The following is an 18,164-nucleotide window of genomic DNA, read 5'->3' on the forward strand; positions in this document are numbered from 1 at the left end:
CCTGGTCACAGGTGAGGTCCCTCCGCGAAGCAGGGGGAAGCGGCGTCAGCCGCGCAGGGTGCTATGCCGGATCTGGCGGGCCGGCGTAGAGCCAGGGGTTGTCCAGCAACGCTTCTCCCAGCATGGCCATGGCGGCATTGCGCCCCAGGCGCACCACACCGCTGGCGTGGAAGATGGAGCCGTTGCGCGCCGAGCGCTGCTGCACGCGCGCGTTGCGCTGCCAGCGCGCCTGTGCCAAGCGGTCAAAGAGTCGAGGCCAGGTGTCAGCTGAGGGTGCGCCCTGATGGGCCAACAGGCGGCCCAGCGTCCAGGCATCTTCCAGCGCCATCGCAGCGCCCTGGGCGAGGTAAGGGCGCAGCGGATGCGCCGCATCGCCGAGCAGCGCCACGCGACCCTGGGCATGTTCCGCGGGTCCGCGGATGGGCGGGCGGTCGTTGAGCGCCCAGAGCGTCCAGGCCGGCACCGCGTCGATCATGGCCAGCAGCTCGCTGTAGGCGGGGCCCAGCGCACACAACAGATCGGCCGCCTGGGCCTGGTGCGACCAGCTGCTCGGGTCGGCGCCCACCGCACCGCCGTGACCCTGACCCAGCACACCGTGCACCACCGCCACCACGTTGAACCACTCGCCACGCCTCACCGGGTAGTGCACCACATGCAGTTTTGGCCCGAGCCAGGCAGTGACCACCGGTGCGCGCAGGGCCAGCGGCAGGTCGGCGCTGCGCACCATGCCGCGGTAGGCCAGGTGACCACTGGCTCGCACCGCCTGCGCGCCCAGCATCTGGCTGCGTACGCGGCTCCAGAGCCCGTCGCAACCAATCAAGGCCGGCGCATTGAGCGCAGTCTCGTCTTCCAGCGTCATCTCAATGCCATCGGCTCGCTCGGCGTAGCCCGCCACGCGAGCCCCCAGCTGGAGTGTCACCGGGGCCAGTTCTTGCACGGCTTTCAACAACAGCGCGTGCAGATCGGCGCGGTGCAACGTGGCATAGGGCTGACCATACCGCTCTTGCATCGCCTGACCCAGCCTCAGCCGGCCCAGCACACTGCCTGCGTGGGCGTCGCGAACCATCAAGGCATCGGGAAATGCTGCGCAGCCACCCAGGGCATCGCTGAGACCCCATTCGGTCAGCACGCGCACTGCATTGGGCCCCAGTTGCAGCCCGGCCCCCACCTCACCAAAGGCGCTGGCCTGCTCCAGCAGCCGCACTCGAACCTGAGAGCGGCCCAGTGCCAGGGCAGCACCCAGACCACCAATACCCCCGCCCACCACGATCACGTCTTGCGTCATGGCTGTGGATTGTGCAGCGCAGATGAACCCAAGGATTTTCCGGGCGCAGCGCCGCCTGCGTCCAGGTGGGTTGGGCTCAGAGCACGCGGTTGAACCAGGCCAGCGACAGGCCTGCAGAAACCATCACCAGCAGTGAAGCGAACAAGGCCAGCAGGCCAGAGACCTCGGTCTCCTTCTTCTGCACCGTGAGGCGGGTGCTGAGCGACTGGTAGACCTGCTTGAGGTTTTCGGCGGTGCCGGCGTAGTAGTACTCACCCTGCGTGGTCTTGGCGACTTCCTTCAGCGTGTCTTCATCCAGCCGCACCCGCATGGACCAGCCCTCAAAGCCGATGATTTCTCCATCCACCGTGCCCACGCCCACGGTGTACACGCGAACGCCGCGGTCGGCCGCCATCTTGGCCGCCTCGGCCGTGTCGACGCCAGTGGTGCGCTGGCCATCGGTGAGCAGGATCACCGCTGCCGAGCCGTAAGAGCCCGGCGCCACGGGTTCGAATGCCTTTTGCTCGGTCTTGGGCTGATCGATGGCGCGCCCTTGTGGCGCAAAGGGATCGTTGTTGCGCCCGTAGGTCAGGCTGGCCAGATCAATGCCCTGGCCCGGGAACAACTCACTGAGCGCAACCACCAGCGCGCTGCCAATGGCGGTGGCGCGCTGAAGCTGAAACTTGTCGATCGCCGCCACCAGATCTTCGCGGCTGAGCGTCACCGGCTGCACTACCTGCGCCGTGCCAGCAAACGCGACAATGCCCACCTTCACATGGCGCGGCAAGTCGGCCAGAAACGCCTTGGCCGCGTTTTGTGATGCCACCAGTCGGTTGGGCTCCACGTCCTCGGCGCGCATGCTGCCCGAAACATCCATGGCCAGGATGATGGTCTGCTCGGTGCTGGGAAGCACGATGGTGGCCATGGGCCGCGCCGAGGCCAGCAGCATGGCGGCGAACGCCAGCAGCAGGAGCAGCGGCGGAACATGCCGGCGCCAGCCCGGACCCTTGCCCATCGCTTCGCGCACGATCGACAGGCTGGCAAACCGCAACGAGGCCTGGCGCCGGCGGCGCAACAGCCACCAGTACAGCAGCACCAGCAGGGGCAACGCCAGCAACAGCCAGAGAAACTGCGGCCAGAGGAAGGTGACGGGAAAGTTGGCGAAGTTGATGTTCACGATCGGGCTCCCAGGTGCGGTGCCCCGCGGCAGGCGGAACGCAGGAAAGGCAAAAAATCATTCGACATGGCAGGCATCAACGAGCCATGTGGGATGGCAGTGGCTGGCCGGCGCGCAAGGCACTGCGGCGGCGGCGCAGGTCCACAAAACGCAGGATGGCCTCGGCCAGGTCGTCGTCGGTGGCCAGCTCCAGCGTGTCGACACCGGCGCGAGTCAGACTCTCGCGCAGCTGAGCCTCGCGCTGCGCCGCGATGCGGGCAAAGCGCTGACGAAAACCGCTGTCATGCGTGTCCACCAGCATCTGCTCGCCAGTCTCGGCGTCTCGCACCGTCACCAGGCCCAGGTCGGGCAGATTGAGCTCCAGCGGGTCGAGCAGGCGCACCGCCACCACGTCGTGGCGCCGGGCCAATTCCCCCAGCGGTTTTTCCCAGCCCGGTTCGCTGATGAAATCCGAGACCACGAACACGGTGCTGCGCTGGCGCACCGCATGGGTGGCGCTGCGCAGCAGATCGGCCAGTCGCGTCACGCCGTTGTGCCTGGACGGTGTGGACGATGCGGCCACCCCTTTGCGCACCAGCTGCATCAGGCGCAGCACCTGGGCGCGGCCCCCGCGCGCGGGCAGCACCGCGTCGACCTGGGCCTGGCCCAGCGCGCCGTATTGCACCGCTCCCACGCGGTTGCCATGGCGGCTGATCAGCCGCGCCAGCACCGCCACAAAACCGAGCAGCAGCTCGCTCTTACGCTGCGCGCCCGAGCCGAAGTCAACCGACGGACTCAGGTCCAGCAGAAACCAGGCTGCCATTTCTCGGTCTTCGGTGAATACGCGAACATGAGGCTGTTGCAGGCGCGCCGTCACGTTCCAGTCGATGTGGCGCACGTCGTCGTGGTGCTGGTACTCGCGCAGGTCGGCCAGGTCCAGTCCGCTGCCGCGCATGAGGGTGCGGTGGTCCCCCTGCAGCAGGCCATCAAGCCGGCGAATCACAGTCCATTCGAGGCGCTGCAGCATGGCATCGGCACGCTCCTGCGGCTCGGCCAGCGGCGCCGGCGCGGCTTCGACTTCGGGGCGCTTCTTGAACAGGCCAAACATGGGGCAATGCGCCGTCAGGCCGCTTTCTTTTCGTGCTCCAGCGGCCGTGCGGGCGGCCTGACGCCGGCCATGATGCGGCTGATCAGCGCATCGCTGCTCAGCCCTTCGGAAAGACCTTCGTAGGACAGCACCACGCGGTGGCGCAACACGTCGGGCACCAGGTCAGTCATATCCTCTGGCAGCGCGTAACTTCGTCCGCGCAGCATGGCCAGGGCGCGTGCACCCTCCACCAGGCCGATGGTGGCGCGAGGGCTCGCGCCGTAGGTGATGAAACGCGCCAAGTCCTTGATGCCGTGCTTGTCCGGGGTTCGCGTGGCCGAAATGAGCTTCACCGCGTACTGCACCAGCGACGGGTCCACGTACACCTCGCGGCACTGCGCCTGCAGCGCGGCGAGCTGATCGGTGGTGGCGACCGCCTGCACCTGCACCGCTGGCCCGGTGACGCGCTCGACGATCACGAACTCCTCTTCATCGGTCGGGTAGTCCACCAGCACCTTCATCATGAAACGGTCAACCTGCGCTTCAGGCAGCGGGTAGGTGCCCTCGGTCTCGATCGGGTTTTGAGTCGCCATCACCAGAAACGGGGTGGGCACCTTGTGCGTCTCGCCGGCAATGGTCACCTGGCGCTCCTGCATCACCTCCAGCAGCGCACTCTGCACCTTCGCCGGCGCGCGGTTGATTTCGTCGGCGAGCAGCAGGTTGGCAAACACGGGGCCGAGGGCGGTGCTGAAATCGCCGTTCTTCTGGTTGTAGATGCGCGTGCCCACCAGGTCGGCCGGCACCAAATCGGGCGTGAACTGGATGCGCTTGAAACGCCCCTGCACCACATTGGCCAGGGTCTTGACGGTGAGGGTTTTGGCCAGCCCGGGCACACCCTCCACCAGCAGGTGACCCTGGGCCAGCATGGCGACCATGACGCGCTCCAGGAAACGGTCCTGCCCCACCACCACGCGTTTGACCTCATAGAGGATCTGTTCCATCAACTCTGCGGTGTCGTTGCTCTTGTTCGGCTCACTCATGTTGATCTCCAATCATTTATTCGGCGAGAAATGTCTTGTCCAAGGGCACCGCGGATCTGGCTTTGCCAGGCCGCCAGCGTCTCCGCAGGCGACGCGAGAGGAGCGCCTAGAAAGGCGGCAGCCCCGCCGCTGCCGCCGCACTCTCGATGGGCACAGCAAAACCGATGCCCACAAACGTGCGGTGGCTGGTGGGGTTGAGGATGCCGGTGACGATACCGACCACCTCACCGCTCATGGTGACCAGCGGCCCCCCCGAGTTCCCCGGGTTGGCTGCGGCGTCGAACTGGATCAAGTTGCCGATTTCCTGCTCACCCTCAGGCGAACGGAACGAGCGTCCGAGGCCTGAGATCACGCCGGCCGAGGTGGAGGGGCCGATGCCAAACGGGAAGCCCACCGCCACCACCTGGTCGCCTGGCACCAGATCGGCCGTGCCGCGCATCGTGGCGGCGATGAGATCGTCGGGAATGGTCTTGGCCTGCAGCACCGCCAGATCGTTTTCCGGCTGCGCGCCGGTCACCGAGGCTTCGGACTCACTGCCGTCGGCAAACACCAGTCTGATCACCTGCGCCGACTGCACCACATGCAGGTTGGTGAGGATGATGCCCTTGTCGACGATGACCACACCGGTGCCCACGCCTTGTTCCACCTCTTCGCCCTGTTTGTTCTTCGTGAACGACATCACGCGCACCACTGCGGGGCGAATGGCTTCGGCGGCTCGTGCCGCAGCCGATGGCATGTTCTGGGTGGTGAGCGTGCGCAACACTGCGGCGTCGATGTCTTTCTGGGTGAGGGCCTTGGGTCCCAACGCACCACGCTGGAGCACGCTGACCAGCAGCAATGTGGCCAGGAGGGCCAAGGCCGCCCACATCACCCGGGGGTTGACCGCCGCAGCCGACAGGGCACCGCGCCAGCGAGCACGCGCCGCACCAGGCACAACCGGGTCCGCCATCGGCGGCTCGGGGACCCGCACGGTCGGACCTCGGTCCGACCGGCTGTAGAGAGCGGGCTTTCGCATGACAGCTCCTTGGCGCCTCGGGTCCGGCTGGGCCGGACCCGGCGGCTAGGTCACCGCGTCAGGATGGGCGCGGTCGCATACATCATGCCGCGTTGCGGCGTCCCGCTCAAGCGCTCAACAATTGCCTGAGTACGTAGGGCAGGATTCCGCCGGCGCGGTAGTAAGCCACCTCCACCGGCGTGTCGATGCGCAGCACGAGCTGGAGCTCGCGCCGCTGGCCGCCCGGCGAAGTGACCACCAGCGTGGCTTCGCTCTGGGGACACAGCTCGGGGTGGGGCAGCACATCAATGGTTTCATCGCCCTTGAGGCCCAGGGCTTCCCAGGAGTCGCCGGCCTTGAATTGAAGCGGCAGCACGCCCATGCCCACCAGGTTGCTGCGGTGGATGCGCTCGAAGCTGCGCGCCACCACGGCCTTGATGCCCAGCAGCTGCGTTCCCTTGGCCGCCCAGTCGCGGCTGGAGCCGGTTCCGTACTCCTCACCCGCCAGCACCACGGTAGGCACGCCGGCCGCCTGGTAGCGCATGGCGGCGTCGTAGATCGAGACCTTGGCGCCCTTGCCCTCGAACAGGGTGAAGCCGCCCTCTTCGCGCGAACCGTGCTGATCGGCGGGCAGCATCAGGTTCTTGATGCGAACGTTGCCAAACGTGCCGCGCATCATCACCTCGTGGTGACCTCGCCGCGCCCCGAAGCTGTTGAAATCGGCCTTCAAAACGCCACGCTCTCGCAGCCACTGCCCGGCGGGCGAGCTCTCCTTGATCGAGCCCGCAGGCGAGATGTGGTCAGTGGTGATGGAGTCGCCAAACAGCGCCATGATGCGAGCCCCTTTGACCGCCGCATCCTCCAGCGCAGGCGTCTCGGGCGAGAAGTCTTCAAAGAACGGCGGTTCGGCGATGTAGGAGCTTTCCGGCCAGTTGTACACCTCGCCGCTCACGCCCTGAATCCGTTCCCACAGCTTGCCCGGCTCGCTTTTCACGCGTTCGTAGTTCTCGCGGTAGGCCTTGCCGTTCATCGCGGTCTTCATGAGGCGGTGGATCTCTTCGCTGGTCGGCCAGATGTCGCCCAGGAACACATCGCGCCCACCCTTGCCCTGACCCACCGGCTCGGTCATCAGATCTTTCATGACGGTGCCCGCAATCGCATAGGCCACCACCAGCGGCGGGCTGGCGAGGAAGTTGGCCTTGAGGTTGGGATGGATGCGCGCCTCGAAGTTGCGATTGCCAGAGAGCACCGCGGCGCAGACCAGATCGTTGCTCGTGATCGCCTCGTTCAGCTCGGGCGTGAGGTCGCCCGCGTTGCCGATGCAGGTGGTGCAGCCGTAGCCGGCCACCGCAAAGCCCAGCTTCTCCAGGTAGGGCAGCAGGCCAGTCTGCGTCAGGTACTCGGTGACGATGCGCGAGCCCGGAGCCAGGGAAGTCTTGATGTGTGGCTGGACCTTGAGGCCGGCCTCCACCGCCTTCTTGGCCAGCAGACCTGCGGCCAGCAACACGCTGGGGTTGCTGGTGTTGGTGCAGCTGGTGATGGCAGCGATCAGCACGTCACCGTTGCCCACCGTGATGTCCTTGGCGCCCGTGGGTGTACGCGCAGCCAGCGCGGGCCGGTTGCTGACCATTTCGGCCAGGTCGCGTGGCGCACCGGCGGTGGTCTCCCTCACACCCGACCCGACGGCGTGGCCACCGCCGGGATGCACCGACACGCGCAGCGCAAGCTTGTCGGCACGTTGGTTGAAGCCGTTCTCCTCGTTGGGCTTGCTGAACAGCGACTTGAACTGCGCAGCAACCTGATCCAGCTCAATGCGGTCCTGCGGCCGCTTGGGGCCGGCCAGGCTGGGCGTGACTGAGCCCAGGTCGAGCTTGACCACCTGCGAATACGCGATCTCGCCAGCCTTGATGGTGGCACCTGGCGCACCGGGCACGCCAAAGATGCCCTGGGCGCGAAAATACGCTTCAAAGGCCTCGATCTCGGCCTTGCTTCGGCCGGTGCCACGCAGGTAGTCCAGGGTCTTGTCGTCGACCGGAAAAAACCCCATGGTGGCGCCGTACTCGGGCGCCATGTTGGCGATGGTCGCGCGATCTGGCAGCGTGAGCGAAGCGGTGCCGGCACCAAAAAACTCCACAAACTTGCCCACCACCTTGTGCTGGCGCAGGATCTCGGTCACGGTGAGCACGAGGTCGGTGGCGGTGACGCCTTCGCGCAGCTGCCCGCTCATCTCAAAACCCACCACATCGGGCGTGAGGAAGTACACCGGCTGGCCGAGCATGGCCGCTTCGGCTTCGATACCGCCCACGCCCCAGCCCACCACGCCAATGCCGTTGATCATGGTGGTGTGGCTGTCGGTGCCCACCAAGGTATCGGGGTAGTACAGCCCGCCCTTCAGGTGCACGCCACGCGCCAGGTACTCCAGATTGACCTGGTGCACGATGCCAAAACCGGGCGGCACGACGCGGAAGGTGTCAAACGCCTGCATGCCCCATTTCATGAACTGGTAGCGCTCGTGGTTGCGCTGAAACTCCAGTTTCATGTTCAGATCGAGCGCGTTTTTGGTGCCGAAATGATCGACCATGATGGAATGGTCCACCACCAAGTCCACCGGCACCAGCGGTTCGATCTTCTTCGGGTCGTGCCCCAGCCGCTGCGCCACGCTGCGCATCGCCGCCAGATCGGCCAGCAGCGGCACGCCGGTGAAGTCCTGCAACACCACCCGCGCCACCGTGAAAGGAATCTCGTCGGTGCGCACGGCCTTGGGTGCCCAGTTCGCCAGCTGCTTCACATGCTCGCCGGTCACCCGCTCGCCATCGCAATGGCGAAGCACGCTCTCCAGCACGATGCGCAGCGATACCGGCAAGCGATGGATGTTCGGGAAGCGCTTGGCCAGGGCAGGCAGCGAATACAGGCGTCCGCTCTTGCCCGAGGCGGTCTTGAACCCTTTGACGGTGGCGGCGAACGGGTGGGCAAACGGGGATGGCGTGGGCGACACAAAGACTCCTGACAGCTGGGTGGCAATCTGTTCATTGTGGACCCCGCCAATGCCTATGCCAGCGGCGCGGTTTCTTTCCCTGCCCAAGACCGGAGATGCGCCTCGCACGCGCCTGAGCGACTCGGGCGATACCATCCCGCCATGAACACGATCACACCGCACTGCAGCACCCCGGTCGCCCGGGCCTTGCTCGACCAGATGGACGTGATCGCAGCGCGCTTTCCCCCAGCGCCCGTGGCACGCCTGCACATCCCCGCCCGGGCGCCCACCGGGCAGCCCCACGACGCCGAGTTTTGCGCCATCGAACTGGCCGACGGCAGCATGGGCTTGTCCTATGTGCTGCTCGGTGACACGCTGCACGCACTGTTGGCGCGCCACGACCACGCGCGAAGCACGCCGCCACTGGCCGGTGTCGATCCGATGGCGCTCGCTCAGCCGCTGGTCGGTGGCGACCCGGTGGAACGCGCACTTGCGCTGGCGGTCGTCAACGCGATGACCGACGCTGTGTGGCGTCGGATTGGTTACGAGCCGCCAGCCGCCGGCAATTCCCTGGGCGACATCGCGCTGAGCTCCAGCGATCACCTGGGCATGATCGGCTTCTTTCCACCGCTGGTGCGCCGCATCACCGAGGCCGGCGGGCGGCTGAGCGTGGTTGAGATGAACACCGAAATGGTGGCGCGCCAGCAAGCGCGCTTCCCGGGCGTGAGCATTTCCCAGGACAGAGACACACTGCGCGACTGCAACCTGGTCGTCGGCACCTCGACCATGCTGCTCAACGACACGCTCGACGCCATGCTCGCCGCAGCGCCGAACGCCCAGCGCTTCGCAGTCATCGGCCCGTCGGCAGGGCTATGGCCCGATGTATTGTTCGAGCGCGGCGTGACGCTGCTCGGTGGTACCCGGGTGACCGATCGCGCCGCCTTCCGCGACGCCCTGGCGGCAGGTGATTCGTGGAGCGCCTGCACGCAGAAGTTTGCAATCCATCGCGAGAGTTGGCCAGGCTGGCGATTGCTCGCCGGCACCTGAGGCGAGCCCCAAAAAAGAAAGCGGCCCGAAGGCCGCTTTCTTTGGACGACTCAGCCAATCAGCTTACGCCGTGACGCCTTTGGCCGTCTCTGCGTATTCCTCAATCTGGTCGAAGTTCATGTAGCGGTAGGTGTCGGCGGCGTCTTTGTTGATGACGCCCATGGCTTGGTGATATTCCGCCACGGTGGGGATCTTGCCCAGTTTGGACGCAATTGCCGCCAGCTCGGCCGAAGCGAGGAACACGTTGGTGTTCTTGCCCAGGCGGTTGGGGAAGTTGCGCGTGCTGGTGGAGACCACAGTCGCGCCTTCGCGCACCTGCGCCTGATTGCCCATGCACAGGCTGCAGCCCGGCATTTCGGTGCGGGCGCCGGCGGCACCAAAGCTGGCGTAGTGACCTTCCTTGATGAGCTCGCTCTCGTCCATCTTGGTGGGCGGCGCCACCCACAGCTTGACCGGGATGTCGCGGCTGCCGCCGAGCAGCTTGGCCGCCGCACGGAAATGGCCGATGTTGGTCATGCAAGAACCAATAAAGGCTTCGTCGATCTTGGTGCCGGCCACGTCAGACAGGAACTTGGCGTCATCCGGATCGTTCGGGCAGCAGAGGATGGGTTCCTTGATGTCGGCCAGGTCGATCTCAATGACGTGCGCGTATTCGGCGTCTTTGTCGGCTTCGAGCAGCTCGGGCTTGGCCAGCCAGGCTTCGACCTTCTCGATGCGGCGCTGCAGGGTGCGCTTGTCTTCGTAGCCGTCGGCGATCATGTTCTTCATCAGCACGATGTTGCTGGTGAGGTATTCCTTGATCGGCTCGGGGTTGAGCTTGATGGTACAGCCGGCAGCCGAGCGCTCGGCGGACGCGTCAGACAACTCAAAAGCTTGCTCGACCTTGAGGTTGGGCAGGCCTTCAATTTCCAGAATGCGACCGGAGAATTCGTTAATCTTGCCGGCCTTGGCCACGGTCAACAAACCTTGCTTGATGGCGTACAGCGGAATGGCGTGCACCAGGTCGCGCAGGGTCACGCCGGGCTGCATTTCACCTTTGAAACGCACCAGCACCGACTCGGGCATGTCCAGCGGCATCACGCCGGTGGCGGCACCAAAAGCCACGAGCCCGGAACCTGCGGGGAAGGAGATGCCAATGGGGAAGCGGGTGTGGCTGTCGCCACCGGTGCCCACGGTGTCGGGCAGCAGCAGGCGGTTGAGCCAGCTGTGGATCACGCCGTCACCTGGGCGCAGGGCCACGCCGCCGCGGCTGCTGATGAAGGCGGGCAGTTCGCGGTGCGTCTTCACGTCCACGGGCTTGGGGTAGGCGGCGGTGTGGCAGAAGCTCTGCATCACCAGATCGGCGCTGAAACCCAGGCAAGCCAGGTCTTTCAGCTCGTCGCGGGTCATGGGGCCGGTGGTGTCCTGGCTGCCCACGGTGGTCATCTTGGGTTCGCAGTAGGTGCCGGGGCGCACGCCCTGGCCTTCGGGCAAACCAACCGCACGGCCGACCATTTTTTGCGCCAGCGTGAAGCCGGCTTTGGTGGCCACGGGGGTGCTGGGCAGGCGGAACAGCGTGGACGCTGGCAGGCCCAGGAATTCGCGGGCCTTGGCGGTCAGCGAACGGCCAATGATCAGGTTGATGCGGCCGCCGGCGCGCACTTCGTCAAACAGCACATCACTCTTGAGCTTGAACTCAGCCACGGTTTGGCCGTTCTTGACCAGCTTGCCGTCGTAGGGCAACACGTCCACCACGTCGCCCATTTCGAGCTTGGAAACGTCCACTTCGATGGGCAGCGAGCCCGAGTCTTCCTGTGTGTTGAAGAAAATGGGGGCAATCTTGCCGCCCAGGGTGACGCCGCCGAAGCGCTTATTGGGCACAAACGGGATGTCCTGGCCGGTGGCCCAGACCACCGAGTTGGTGGCCGACTTGCGCGAAGATCCGGTGCCGACCACGTCGCCCACATAGGCCACGAGGTTGCCCTTTTTCTTCAGGTCTTCGATGAACTGCATCGGGCCGCGCTTGCCGTCTTCCTCGGGCTTGAAGGCTGCGTCCGGGCGGGTGTTCTTCAGCATCGCGAGGTAGTGCATCGGGATGTCCGGTCGCGTGGTGGCATCCGGGGCGGGCGAGAGATCGTCGGTGTTGGTCTCACCCGGCACCTTGAACACGGTGACGGTGATCTTCTTCTCGACTTCCGGTCGGCTGGTGAACCACTCACCGTCGGCCCAGCTTTGCATCACTTCCTTGGCGACGGCGTTGCCGGCCTTGGCTTTTTCAGCCACGTCGTTGAAGAAGTCGAACATCAACAGCGTTTTCTTCAACGCGGCACCGGCCACAGTGGCCACCTCGGCATCGTCCAGCAACTCGATCAGCGGGTGCACGTTGTAACCGCCCACCATGGTGCCCAGCAGTTCGGTGGCTTTGGCTTTGCTGACCAGCTGGACCTTCTCGTCGCCGTGCGCCACAGCGGCCAGGAAGCTGGCCTTGACCTTGGCCGCGTCGTCCACACCCGGTGGCACCCGGTGGGTGAGCAAGTCCATCAGGAAGGCGTCTTCGCCGACGGGCGGGCTCTTGATCAGCTCGATCAGCGCGGCCACCTGCTTGGCGTCCAGCGGCAACGGCGGAATACCCAGGGCGGCGCGCTCGGCCGTGTGGGCGCGGTAGGTGGTGAGGAAGTCGGACATGGTTTTCTCCAGAGAAGTGGGAGGGAACGAAGCTCAGAAAGTCAATGCAGCGCGGGCTCGGCGGTTAAGCTCTGAAACCAGTGCGCCACGGTGTCGGGCAGAGCGTGGCCGGTCTGATGGGCGCGCACCAGCACCTGCCAGTAAAAGCGGTAGGAGGCGCGGTCATGCAGGCGGCCTTCCACCGAGACCGGCGCCCAGTCGGCTGCGACCGCGCAGCCCAGCACGGCCGCGGCTTGCTGTACCTCGCCGTCGCTGGGTGCAAACGCCGCCAGGATGGGTCGTATCTGGTCGGGGTGGATGCTCCACATGCGCGTGTAGCCGAGCTCACGGGCTGCGCGACGCGCCGCGATCTGCAGCGCATCGGTGTTGCGAAATTCGGTCACCACGTTGTGCGAGGGCACCTTGCCGTGGGCATGGCAGGCCGACGCAATGGCCAGCTTGGCGCGCTGCACCAGCGGGTGCGAAAACTGGCCCGCGACGCCCATGGCGTCAGCGGGGATGGCGCCGCCGTGCGCCGACACAAAGTCCATCAGCCCGAAGCTCAGCGATTGCACCCGCGGGTGGGCCGCGATGTCGAACGCGCGGTGCACTGCCGCTGGTGATTCGATGAGCACGTGCAGCGGCAGGGCCGAGGCACCCGCAGCATCCACCGCTTTGATGGCCCGCAACACGTCGGCGAGCGACTCGACCTTGGGCACCATGAGGTGACGCAGGCGATGGCCCGCGCGACCCGCGATTTCGGACACATCAGCATCGAACGAAGGGTGGTCCACCGGATGCACGCGTACCGCGACGCGGGCATCGGCCGCCGCACCCAGGATCAGCTCAGTGACCAGGGCAGCATGCTCAGTTTCGCCCCCTACGGGCGCACCGTCTTCGCAGTCCAGCGTTACGTCAAACACGCAGGTACCGAACTCAGCCGTCAACTCAGACTGAAGCTGCAGGCTCTTGTGCATGCGCGCCTCGACCCCGCTGTAGTGATCGCAAACAGGCAAAGCCCAGGCCGAAGCCTGGGCACCCAGCAGCACGTCACGGGGGTGGGCAGCGTTCATGGGCAGCGAGCGGCCATCAAAGCAGGTGCTTGACGCCGTCTTTCTCGCCCTCGAGTTCGGCCAGTGTCTTGTTGATGCATTCCTGCGAGAACGCGTCGATCTCCAGACCTTCGACAACCTTGTATTCGCCGTTGGCGCAGATGACGGGGAAGCCGAACATCACGTCCTTCGGAATGCCGTACCAGCCTTGCGACGGAATGCCCATGGTGACCCATTCACCGTTGGTGCCCAGCGCCCAGTCGCGCATGTGGTCGATGGCGGCATTGGCGGCGGAGGCCGCGCTGGAGAGGCCACGCGCTTCGATGATGGCGGCGCCGCGCTTGCCCACTGTGGGCAGGAATACATCCTTGTTCCAAGCCTGGTCGTTGATCATGTCCTTGACCGATGCGCCGTCGATGGTGGCGAAGCGGTAATCGGCGTACATGGTGGGCGAGTGGTTGCCCCACACGGCCAGCTTCTTGATGCTGGAGACGGCCTTGCCGGTCTTGGCGGCCAGCTGGCTGGCGGCGCGGTTGTGGTCCAGGCGCAGCATGGCGGTGAAGTTGCCCGGCTTCAGATCGGGCGCGCTCTTCATGGCGATGTAGGCGTTGGTATTGGCCGGGTTGCCCACCACCAGCACCTTGACGTCGCGGCTGGCCACAGCGTTGAGCGCCTTGCCCTGCGCGATGAAGATGGCACCGTTGATGGCGAGCAGCTCGGCACGCTCCATGCCGGGGCCGCGGGGTCGCGAGCCGACCAGCAACGCGTAGTCGGCATCTTTGAACGCTGTCATCGGGTCGCCGTGAGCGGTCATTTCCACCAGCAGCGGGAAGGCGCAATCGTCCAACTCCATCATCACGCCCTTGAGCGCCTTCTGGGCCTTTTCATCGGGAATTTCCAGCAGTTGCAGGATCACGGGCTGGTCTTTGCCCAGCATTTCGCCCGAGGCGATGCGAAACAGCAGGGCATAACCGATCTGGCCAGCGGCTCCAGTGACGGCAACTCGGACAGGCTTCTTGCTCATGTGAAAACTCCAGAATGGGACGGTGGAAATGAAGGAGAGACCGGGGGACCAAGCCCCAGGGGACGGCGGCCACCAGCCTGCGGGAAAACCCGGAAAACGGGGGTCAAAGTCAGCGTTGAAGTGTACCCGCGGAAACCCTGATACGTCAATTTGTCTTATGTCTTATATAAGATATGATTGCAACACTTGGCGGCCTCTGGCGCCATCAGCCTTCATGCCCACTTCGCCCGCCACTCCTCCCTCAATGCCAGCCGACCTGCCCTCGTCGGATGCCCGTGCTGGCAGCGCAGAAGTCGACACCGCGGGCCAGATCGCGCCGGCCTTCAGCCCCCTGTATCAACAGATCAAGACACTCATTCTGCGCAGCCTGCAGGCGGGCGAATGGAAGCCGGGCGACGCGATTCCCAGCGAGTTCGATCTGGCCGCACGCTTCCGAGTCAGCCAGGGTACGGTGCGCAAGGCGATCGACGAACTCGCCACGGACAACCTGCTGGTGCGCCGCCAGGGCAAGGGCACCTTTGTGGCCACCCACGCCGAGCAGCACATCCAGTACCGCTTCCTGCGCCTTTTGCCCGATACCGGTGACCTGGAAAGCCAGGGGCCAGCCGAGCGCCACATCATCGACTGCCGCCGCCAGCGCGCCAGCGCAGAGGTGGCGCGCCAACTGGGTGCCCGTACTGGCGACCCGGTGCTGCAGGTGCGACGCGTGCTGTCGTTTGACGCGTCACCAGCCATCCTGGAAGAGATCTGGTTGCCGGGCGGTCCGTTCAAGGGCCTCACGGTGGAGACCCTGTCTGATGACACAGGCCCGATGTACGCCCTGTTCGAAACCCAGTTTGGAGTGCGCATGGTGCGCGCAGTCGAGAAAATCAAGGCGGTCAGCGCCGATGCGGAAGCCGCGGCGCTGCTCAAGGTGGCCGAAGGCGCGCCTCTTCTGAGCGTGGAGCGGATCGCCTACACCTACAACGATGTACCGATGGAGCTGCGGCGCGGCCTCTACCGCACCGACGGCCGGCACTACCGCAACGAGTTGAACTGAGCTGAACACGCGACACCGAGTACGTTGCAGGTCAATCGCCCCGGCGTCAGCCTCCAGTATGTTGCCTTGCCCTAGAATTTGAGCCCTGCGCGACCGAGTTACCAAGCCGTCACATCGCCTGCCAACCTCCCGCTCCCACCTCCGCAAGAAAGCCCCCACCATGACCGAATTGAGCCGCAAGCGGCCCGAGTTCCGCAACATCAATGCGTTCAAGGACCTCACCACCTATCGCCTGCCTCCAGCTGGGTGGGTCTCCATTCTGCACCGCGCCAGCGGCGGCCTGATGTTTGTGCTGCTGCCCCTGATCGTCTGGCTGTTCGACACCTCCATCTCCTCCGAAATCTCGTTTGCCCGCTTCACCTCGGCATTTGCAGCTGGCATCGGTTTTTTGCCTGGCTGGCTCTTCAAGTTGGTGGTGCTGGCCCTCATCTGGGCCTATCTGCACCACCTCATCGCCGGGCTGCGCCATCTGTTCATGGACGCGCGCCACGCCGTGACCAAGGAATTCGGCAAGTCGTCGGCCATCGTGACGCTGGCGCTGAGCATCGGCCTCACCCTGGTGCTGGGAGCCAAGCTCTTCGGCCTGTACTGAGCCACACCAAAAGGATCACCCACCATGTCTGTCAACTACGGTTCCAAACGCGTCGTCACCGGCGCCCACTACGGTCTACGCGACTGGCTGGCCCAGCGTCTCACCGCCGCCGTGATGGCGGTCTTCACCCTCATCGTCCTGCTGCAGGTGTTGTTCACCTCGGGACCCATCGGCTACGAATCCTGGGCCGGCATCTTTGCTGCCCAGTGGATGAAGGCCCTCACCTTCGTTGTGTTACTGGCCCTCACCTACCATGTGTGGGTCGGCATGCGCGATATCTGGATGGACTATGTGAAGCCCGCCGGTGTCCGCGTCGTGCTGCACGTGTTCACGATGGTCTGGCTGGTCGCCTGTCTGGGCTGGGCCGTTCAAGTTCTCTGGAGGCTCTGATTTCATGTCCGCAACCGCAAATCTTCCCAAGCGTCAGTTTGACGTCGTCATCGTCGGTGCCGGCGGCTCTGGCATGCGCGCCTCGCTGCAACTGGCTCGCGCCGGCCTCAAGGTCGCCGTGCTGTCCAAGGTGTTCCCGACCCGTTCGCACACCGTGGCTGCGCAAGGCGGCATCGGCGCCTCGCTCGGCAACATGAATGAGGACAACTGGCACTACCACTTCTACGACACCATCAAGGGTTCGGACTGGCTGGGTGATCAGGATGCGATCGAGTTCATGTGCCGCGAAGCACCCAAGGTCGTGTACGAACTTGAACACTTCGGCATGCCGTTCGACCGCAACCCGGATGGCACGATTTACCAGCGCCCGTTTGGCGGCCACACCGCCAACTACGGCGAGAAGCCGGTGCAGCGCGCCTGTGCCGCAGCCGACCGCACCGGTCACGCCATGCTGCACACGCTCTACCAGCAAAACGTTCAGGCACGCACCACTTTCTTTGTGGAATGGATGGCGCTGGATCTGATCCGCGATCAGAGCGGCGACGTGGTGGGTGTGACCGCGCTGGAGATGGAAACCGGCGAAACCTACATCCTGGAAGCCAAGACCACGCTGCTGGCCACTGGTGGCGCCGGCCGCATTTTTGCGGCCTCTACCAACGCCTTCATCAACACCGGCGACGGCCTGGGTATGGCAGCACGAGCCGGCATACCGCTGGAAGACATGGAGTTCTGGCAGTTTCACCCCACCGGCGTGGCCGGTGCCGGCGTGCTGCTGACCGAAGGCTGCCGTGGCGAAGGCGCGATCCTGCTCAACAGCGAAGGCGAGCGCTTCATGGAGCGCTACGCGCCCACCCTGAAAGACCTGGCACCGCGCGACTTCGTCAGCCGTTGCATGGACCAGGAAATCAAGGAAGGCCGTGGCTGCGGACCCAACAAGGACTACGTGCTGCTCAAGCTCGATCACCTGGGGGCCGACACCATCCACAAACGCCTGCCTTCGGTGTATGAGATCGGCGTGAACTTTGCCAACGTCGACATCACCCGAGAGCCGATTCCGGTCGTTCCTACCATCCACTACCAGATGGGCGGCATCCCGACCAACATCAACGGCCAGGTCGTCACGCCCGCGGCCGATGGCAGCGGCAAGCAAGAAGTCGTCAACGGCTTGTACGCGGTGGGCGAATGCTCCTGCGTGAGCGTGCACGGCGCCAACCGCCTGGGCACCAACTCCCTGCTCGACTTGCTGGTGTTCGGTCGCGCAGCCGGCAACCACATCGTGCAGAACCACGACAAGACCAAGACCCACAAGCCGCTGCCGGCCGACGCGGCCGACAAGACCCTGGCACGACTGGCGCGACTGGACAATGCGACCGACGGCGAATATGCGCAGGACGTGGCCAACGACCTGCGCGCAGCGATGCAGCAACACGCAGGCGTGTTCCGTACCCAGGCCAGCATGGACGAAGGCGTGAACAAGATCAACGCCATGCGGGCACGCGTCAATGCCATTGCACTCAAGGACAAGTCCAAGGTGTTCAACACCGCGCGCATCGAAGCGCTGGAGGTGGAAAATCTGATCGAGTGCGCCCAGGCCACCATGACCTCGGCCGCCGCGCGCAAGGAATGCCGCGGTGCGCACACGGTCAACGACTACGAGCGTCCGGCCGATGACGCGCAGTTCCCGCTGGGTCGCAACGATGCCGAATGGATGAAACACACCTTGTGGCACAGCGCGGACAACAGCCTGACATACAAGGCGGTCAACCTCAAGCCGCTCACAGTGGAATCCGTTCCGCCCAAAGTCCGAACGTTTTGACCTACCCGCTCGCACGCAGCGCCGCGAGCCAGGCGCACCGCCGTTA

The 18,164-nt window shown here is 65.1% G+C and carries 14 protein-coding genes; 5 read left to right on the forward strand and 9 right to left on the reverse strand.

The window, feature by feature from the left end; translation table 11 throughout:
* Positions 1 to 61 precede the first annotated feature (61 nt).
* The 6 genes from QUV25_RS00580 to QUV25_RS00605 form a co-directional block, all read right to left on the reverse strand.
* On the reverse strand, positions 62 to 1,285 hold the full coding sequence (locus QUV25_RS00580; RefSeq protein WP_300860600.1) for an FAD-dependent monooxygenase: 1,224 nt from the start codon (positions 1,283 to 1,285) through the stop codon (positions 62 to 64).
* A gap of 76 nt (positions 1,286 to 1,361) precedes the next feature.
* On the reverse strand, positions 1,362 to 2,441 hold the full coding sequence (locus QUV25_RS00585) for a VWA domain-containing protein (RefSeq protein ID WP_300860601.1): 1,080 nt from the start codon (positions 2,439 to 2,441) through the stop codon (positions 1,362 to 1,364).
* Between the two features lie 76 nt (positions 2,442 to 2,517).
* Complete coding sequence (locus QUV25_RS00590) at positions 2,518 to 3,447, reverse strand: DUF58 domain-containing protein (RefSeq protein WP_300861956.1); 930 nt, start codon at positions 3,445 to 3,447, stop codon at positions 2,518 to 2,520.
* Positions 3,448 to 3,542: 95 nt separating this feature from the next.
* Positions 3,543 to 4,547, reverse strand: a complete 1,005-nt coding sequence (locus tag QUV25_RS00595; protein WP_300860602.1) for a MoxR family ATPase — start codon at positions 4,545 to 4,547, stop codon at positions 3,543 to 3,545.
* 106 nt (positions 4,548 to 4,653) lie between these two features.
* The gene (locus tag QUV25_RS00600; RefSeq protein ID WP_300860603.1) at positions 4,654 to 5,562 is read right to left on the reverse strand and encodes a trypsin-like peptidase domain-containing protein; all 909 of its coding nucleotides are present in this window, start codon (positions 5,560 to 5,562) and stop codon (positions 4,654 to 4,656) included.
* Between the two features lie 106 nt (positions 5,563 to 5,668).
* Positions 5,669 to 8,536, reverse strand: a complete 2,868-nt coding sequence (locus QUV25_RS00605; protein WP_300860604.1) for an aconitate hydratase — start codon at positions 8,534 to 8,536, stop codon at positions 5,669 to 5,671.
* A 141-nt stretch (positions 8,537 to 8,677) separates the two neighbouring features.
* Here QUV25_RS00605 and QUV25_RS00610 point away from each other — a divergent pair, with 141 nt between their 5' ends.
* Positions 8,678 to 9,562, forward strand: a complete 885-nt coding sequence (locus QUV25_RS00610; protein ID WP_300860605.1) for a DUF364 domain-containing protein — start codon at positions 8,678 to 8,680, stop codon at positions 9,560 to 9,562.
* 63 nt (positions 9,563 to 9,625) lie between these two features.
* Here QUV25_RS00610 and acnB read toward each other — a convergent pair whose 3' ends face one another.
* From acnB to QUV25_RS00625, 3 genes are read right to left on the reverse strand one after another with little or no spacing between them, the layout of a single operon-like run.
* Positions 9,626 to 12,226, reverse strand: a complete 2,601-nt coding sequence (acnB, locus tag QUV25_RS00615) for a bifunctional aconitate hydratase 2/2-methylisocitrate dehydratase (protein ID WP_300860606.1) — start codon at positions 12,224 to 12,226, stop codon at positions 9,626 to 9,628.
* 41 nt (positions 12,227 to 12,267) lie between these two features.
* Positions 12,268 to 13,278, reverse strand: a complete 1,011-nt coding sequence (locus QUV25_RS00620) for an aldolase/citrate lyase family protein (RefSeq protein WP_300860607.1) — start codon at positions 13,276 to 13,278, stop codon at positions 12,268 to 12,270.
* A gap of 16 nt (positions 13,279 to 13,294) precedes the next feature.
* Complete coding sequence (locus QUV25_RS00625) at positions 13,295 to 14,281, reverse strand: malate dehydrogenase (protein WP_300860608.1); 987 nt, start codon at positions 14,279 to 14,281, stop codon at positions 13,295 to 13,297.
* A 214-nt stretch (positions 14,282 to 14,495) separates the two neighbouring features.
* Here QUV25_RS00625 and QUV25_RS00630 point away from each other — a divergent pair, with 214 nt between their 5' ends.
* From QUV25_RS00630 to sdhA, 4 genes are all read left to right on the forward strand, one after another.
* Complete coding sequence (locus tag QUV25_RS00630; protein ID WP_300860609.1) at positions 14,496 to 15,320, forward strand: GntR family transcriptional regulator; 825 nt, start codon at positions 14,496 to 14,498, stop codon at positions 15,318 to 15,320.
* 160 nt (positions 15,321 to 15,480) lie between these two features.
* Positions 15,481 to 15,912: a succinate dehydrogenase, cytochrome b556 subunit gene (gene sdhC, locus QUV25_RS00635; protein ID WP_300860610.1), complete on the forward strand. Its 432-nt coding sequence runs from the start codon at positions 15,481 to 15,483 to the stop codon at positions 15,910 to 15,912.
* A gap of 24 nt (positions 15,913 to 15,936) precedes the next feature.
* A complete protein-coding gene (gene sdhD, locus QUV25_RS00640) occupies positions 15,937 to 16,302 on the forward strand; it encodes a succinate dehydrogenase, hydrophobic membrane anchor protein (protein ID WP_300860611.1) in 366 nt (121 codons plus the stop codon).
* Between the two features lie 4 nt (positions 16,303 to 16,306).
* Positions 16,307 to 18,118 (forward strand): succinate dehydrogenase flavoprotein subunit, encoded by a 1,812-nt coding sequence (sdhA, locus tag QUV25_RS00645; RefSeq protein WP_300860612.1) that lies wholly within the window; start codon positions 16,307 to 16,309, stop codon positions 18,116 to 18,118.
* Positions 18,119 to 18,164 lie beyond the last annotated feature (46 nt).

It is taken from the genome of Hydrogenophaga sp., from assembly GCF_030373245.1.
In the GTDB taxonomy this organism is placed as follows: Bacteria; Pseudomonadota; Gammaproteobacteria; order Burkholderiales; family Burkholderiaceae_C; genus Hydrogenophaga.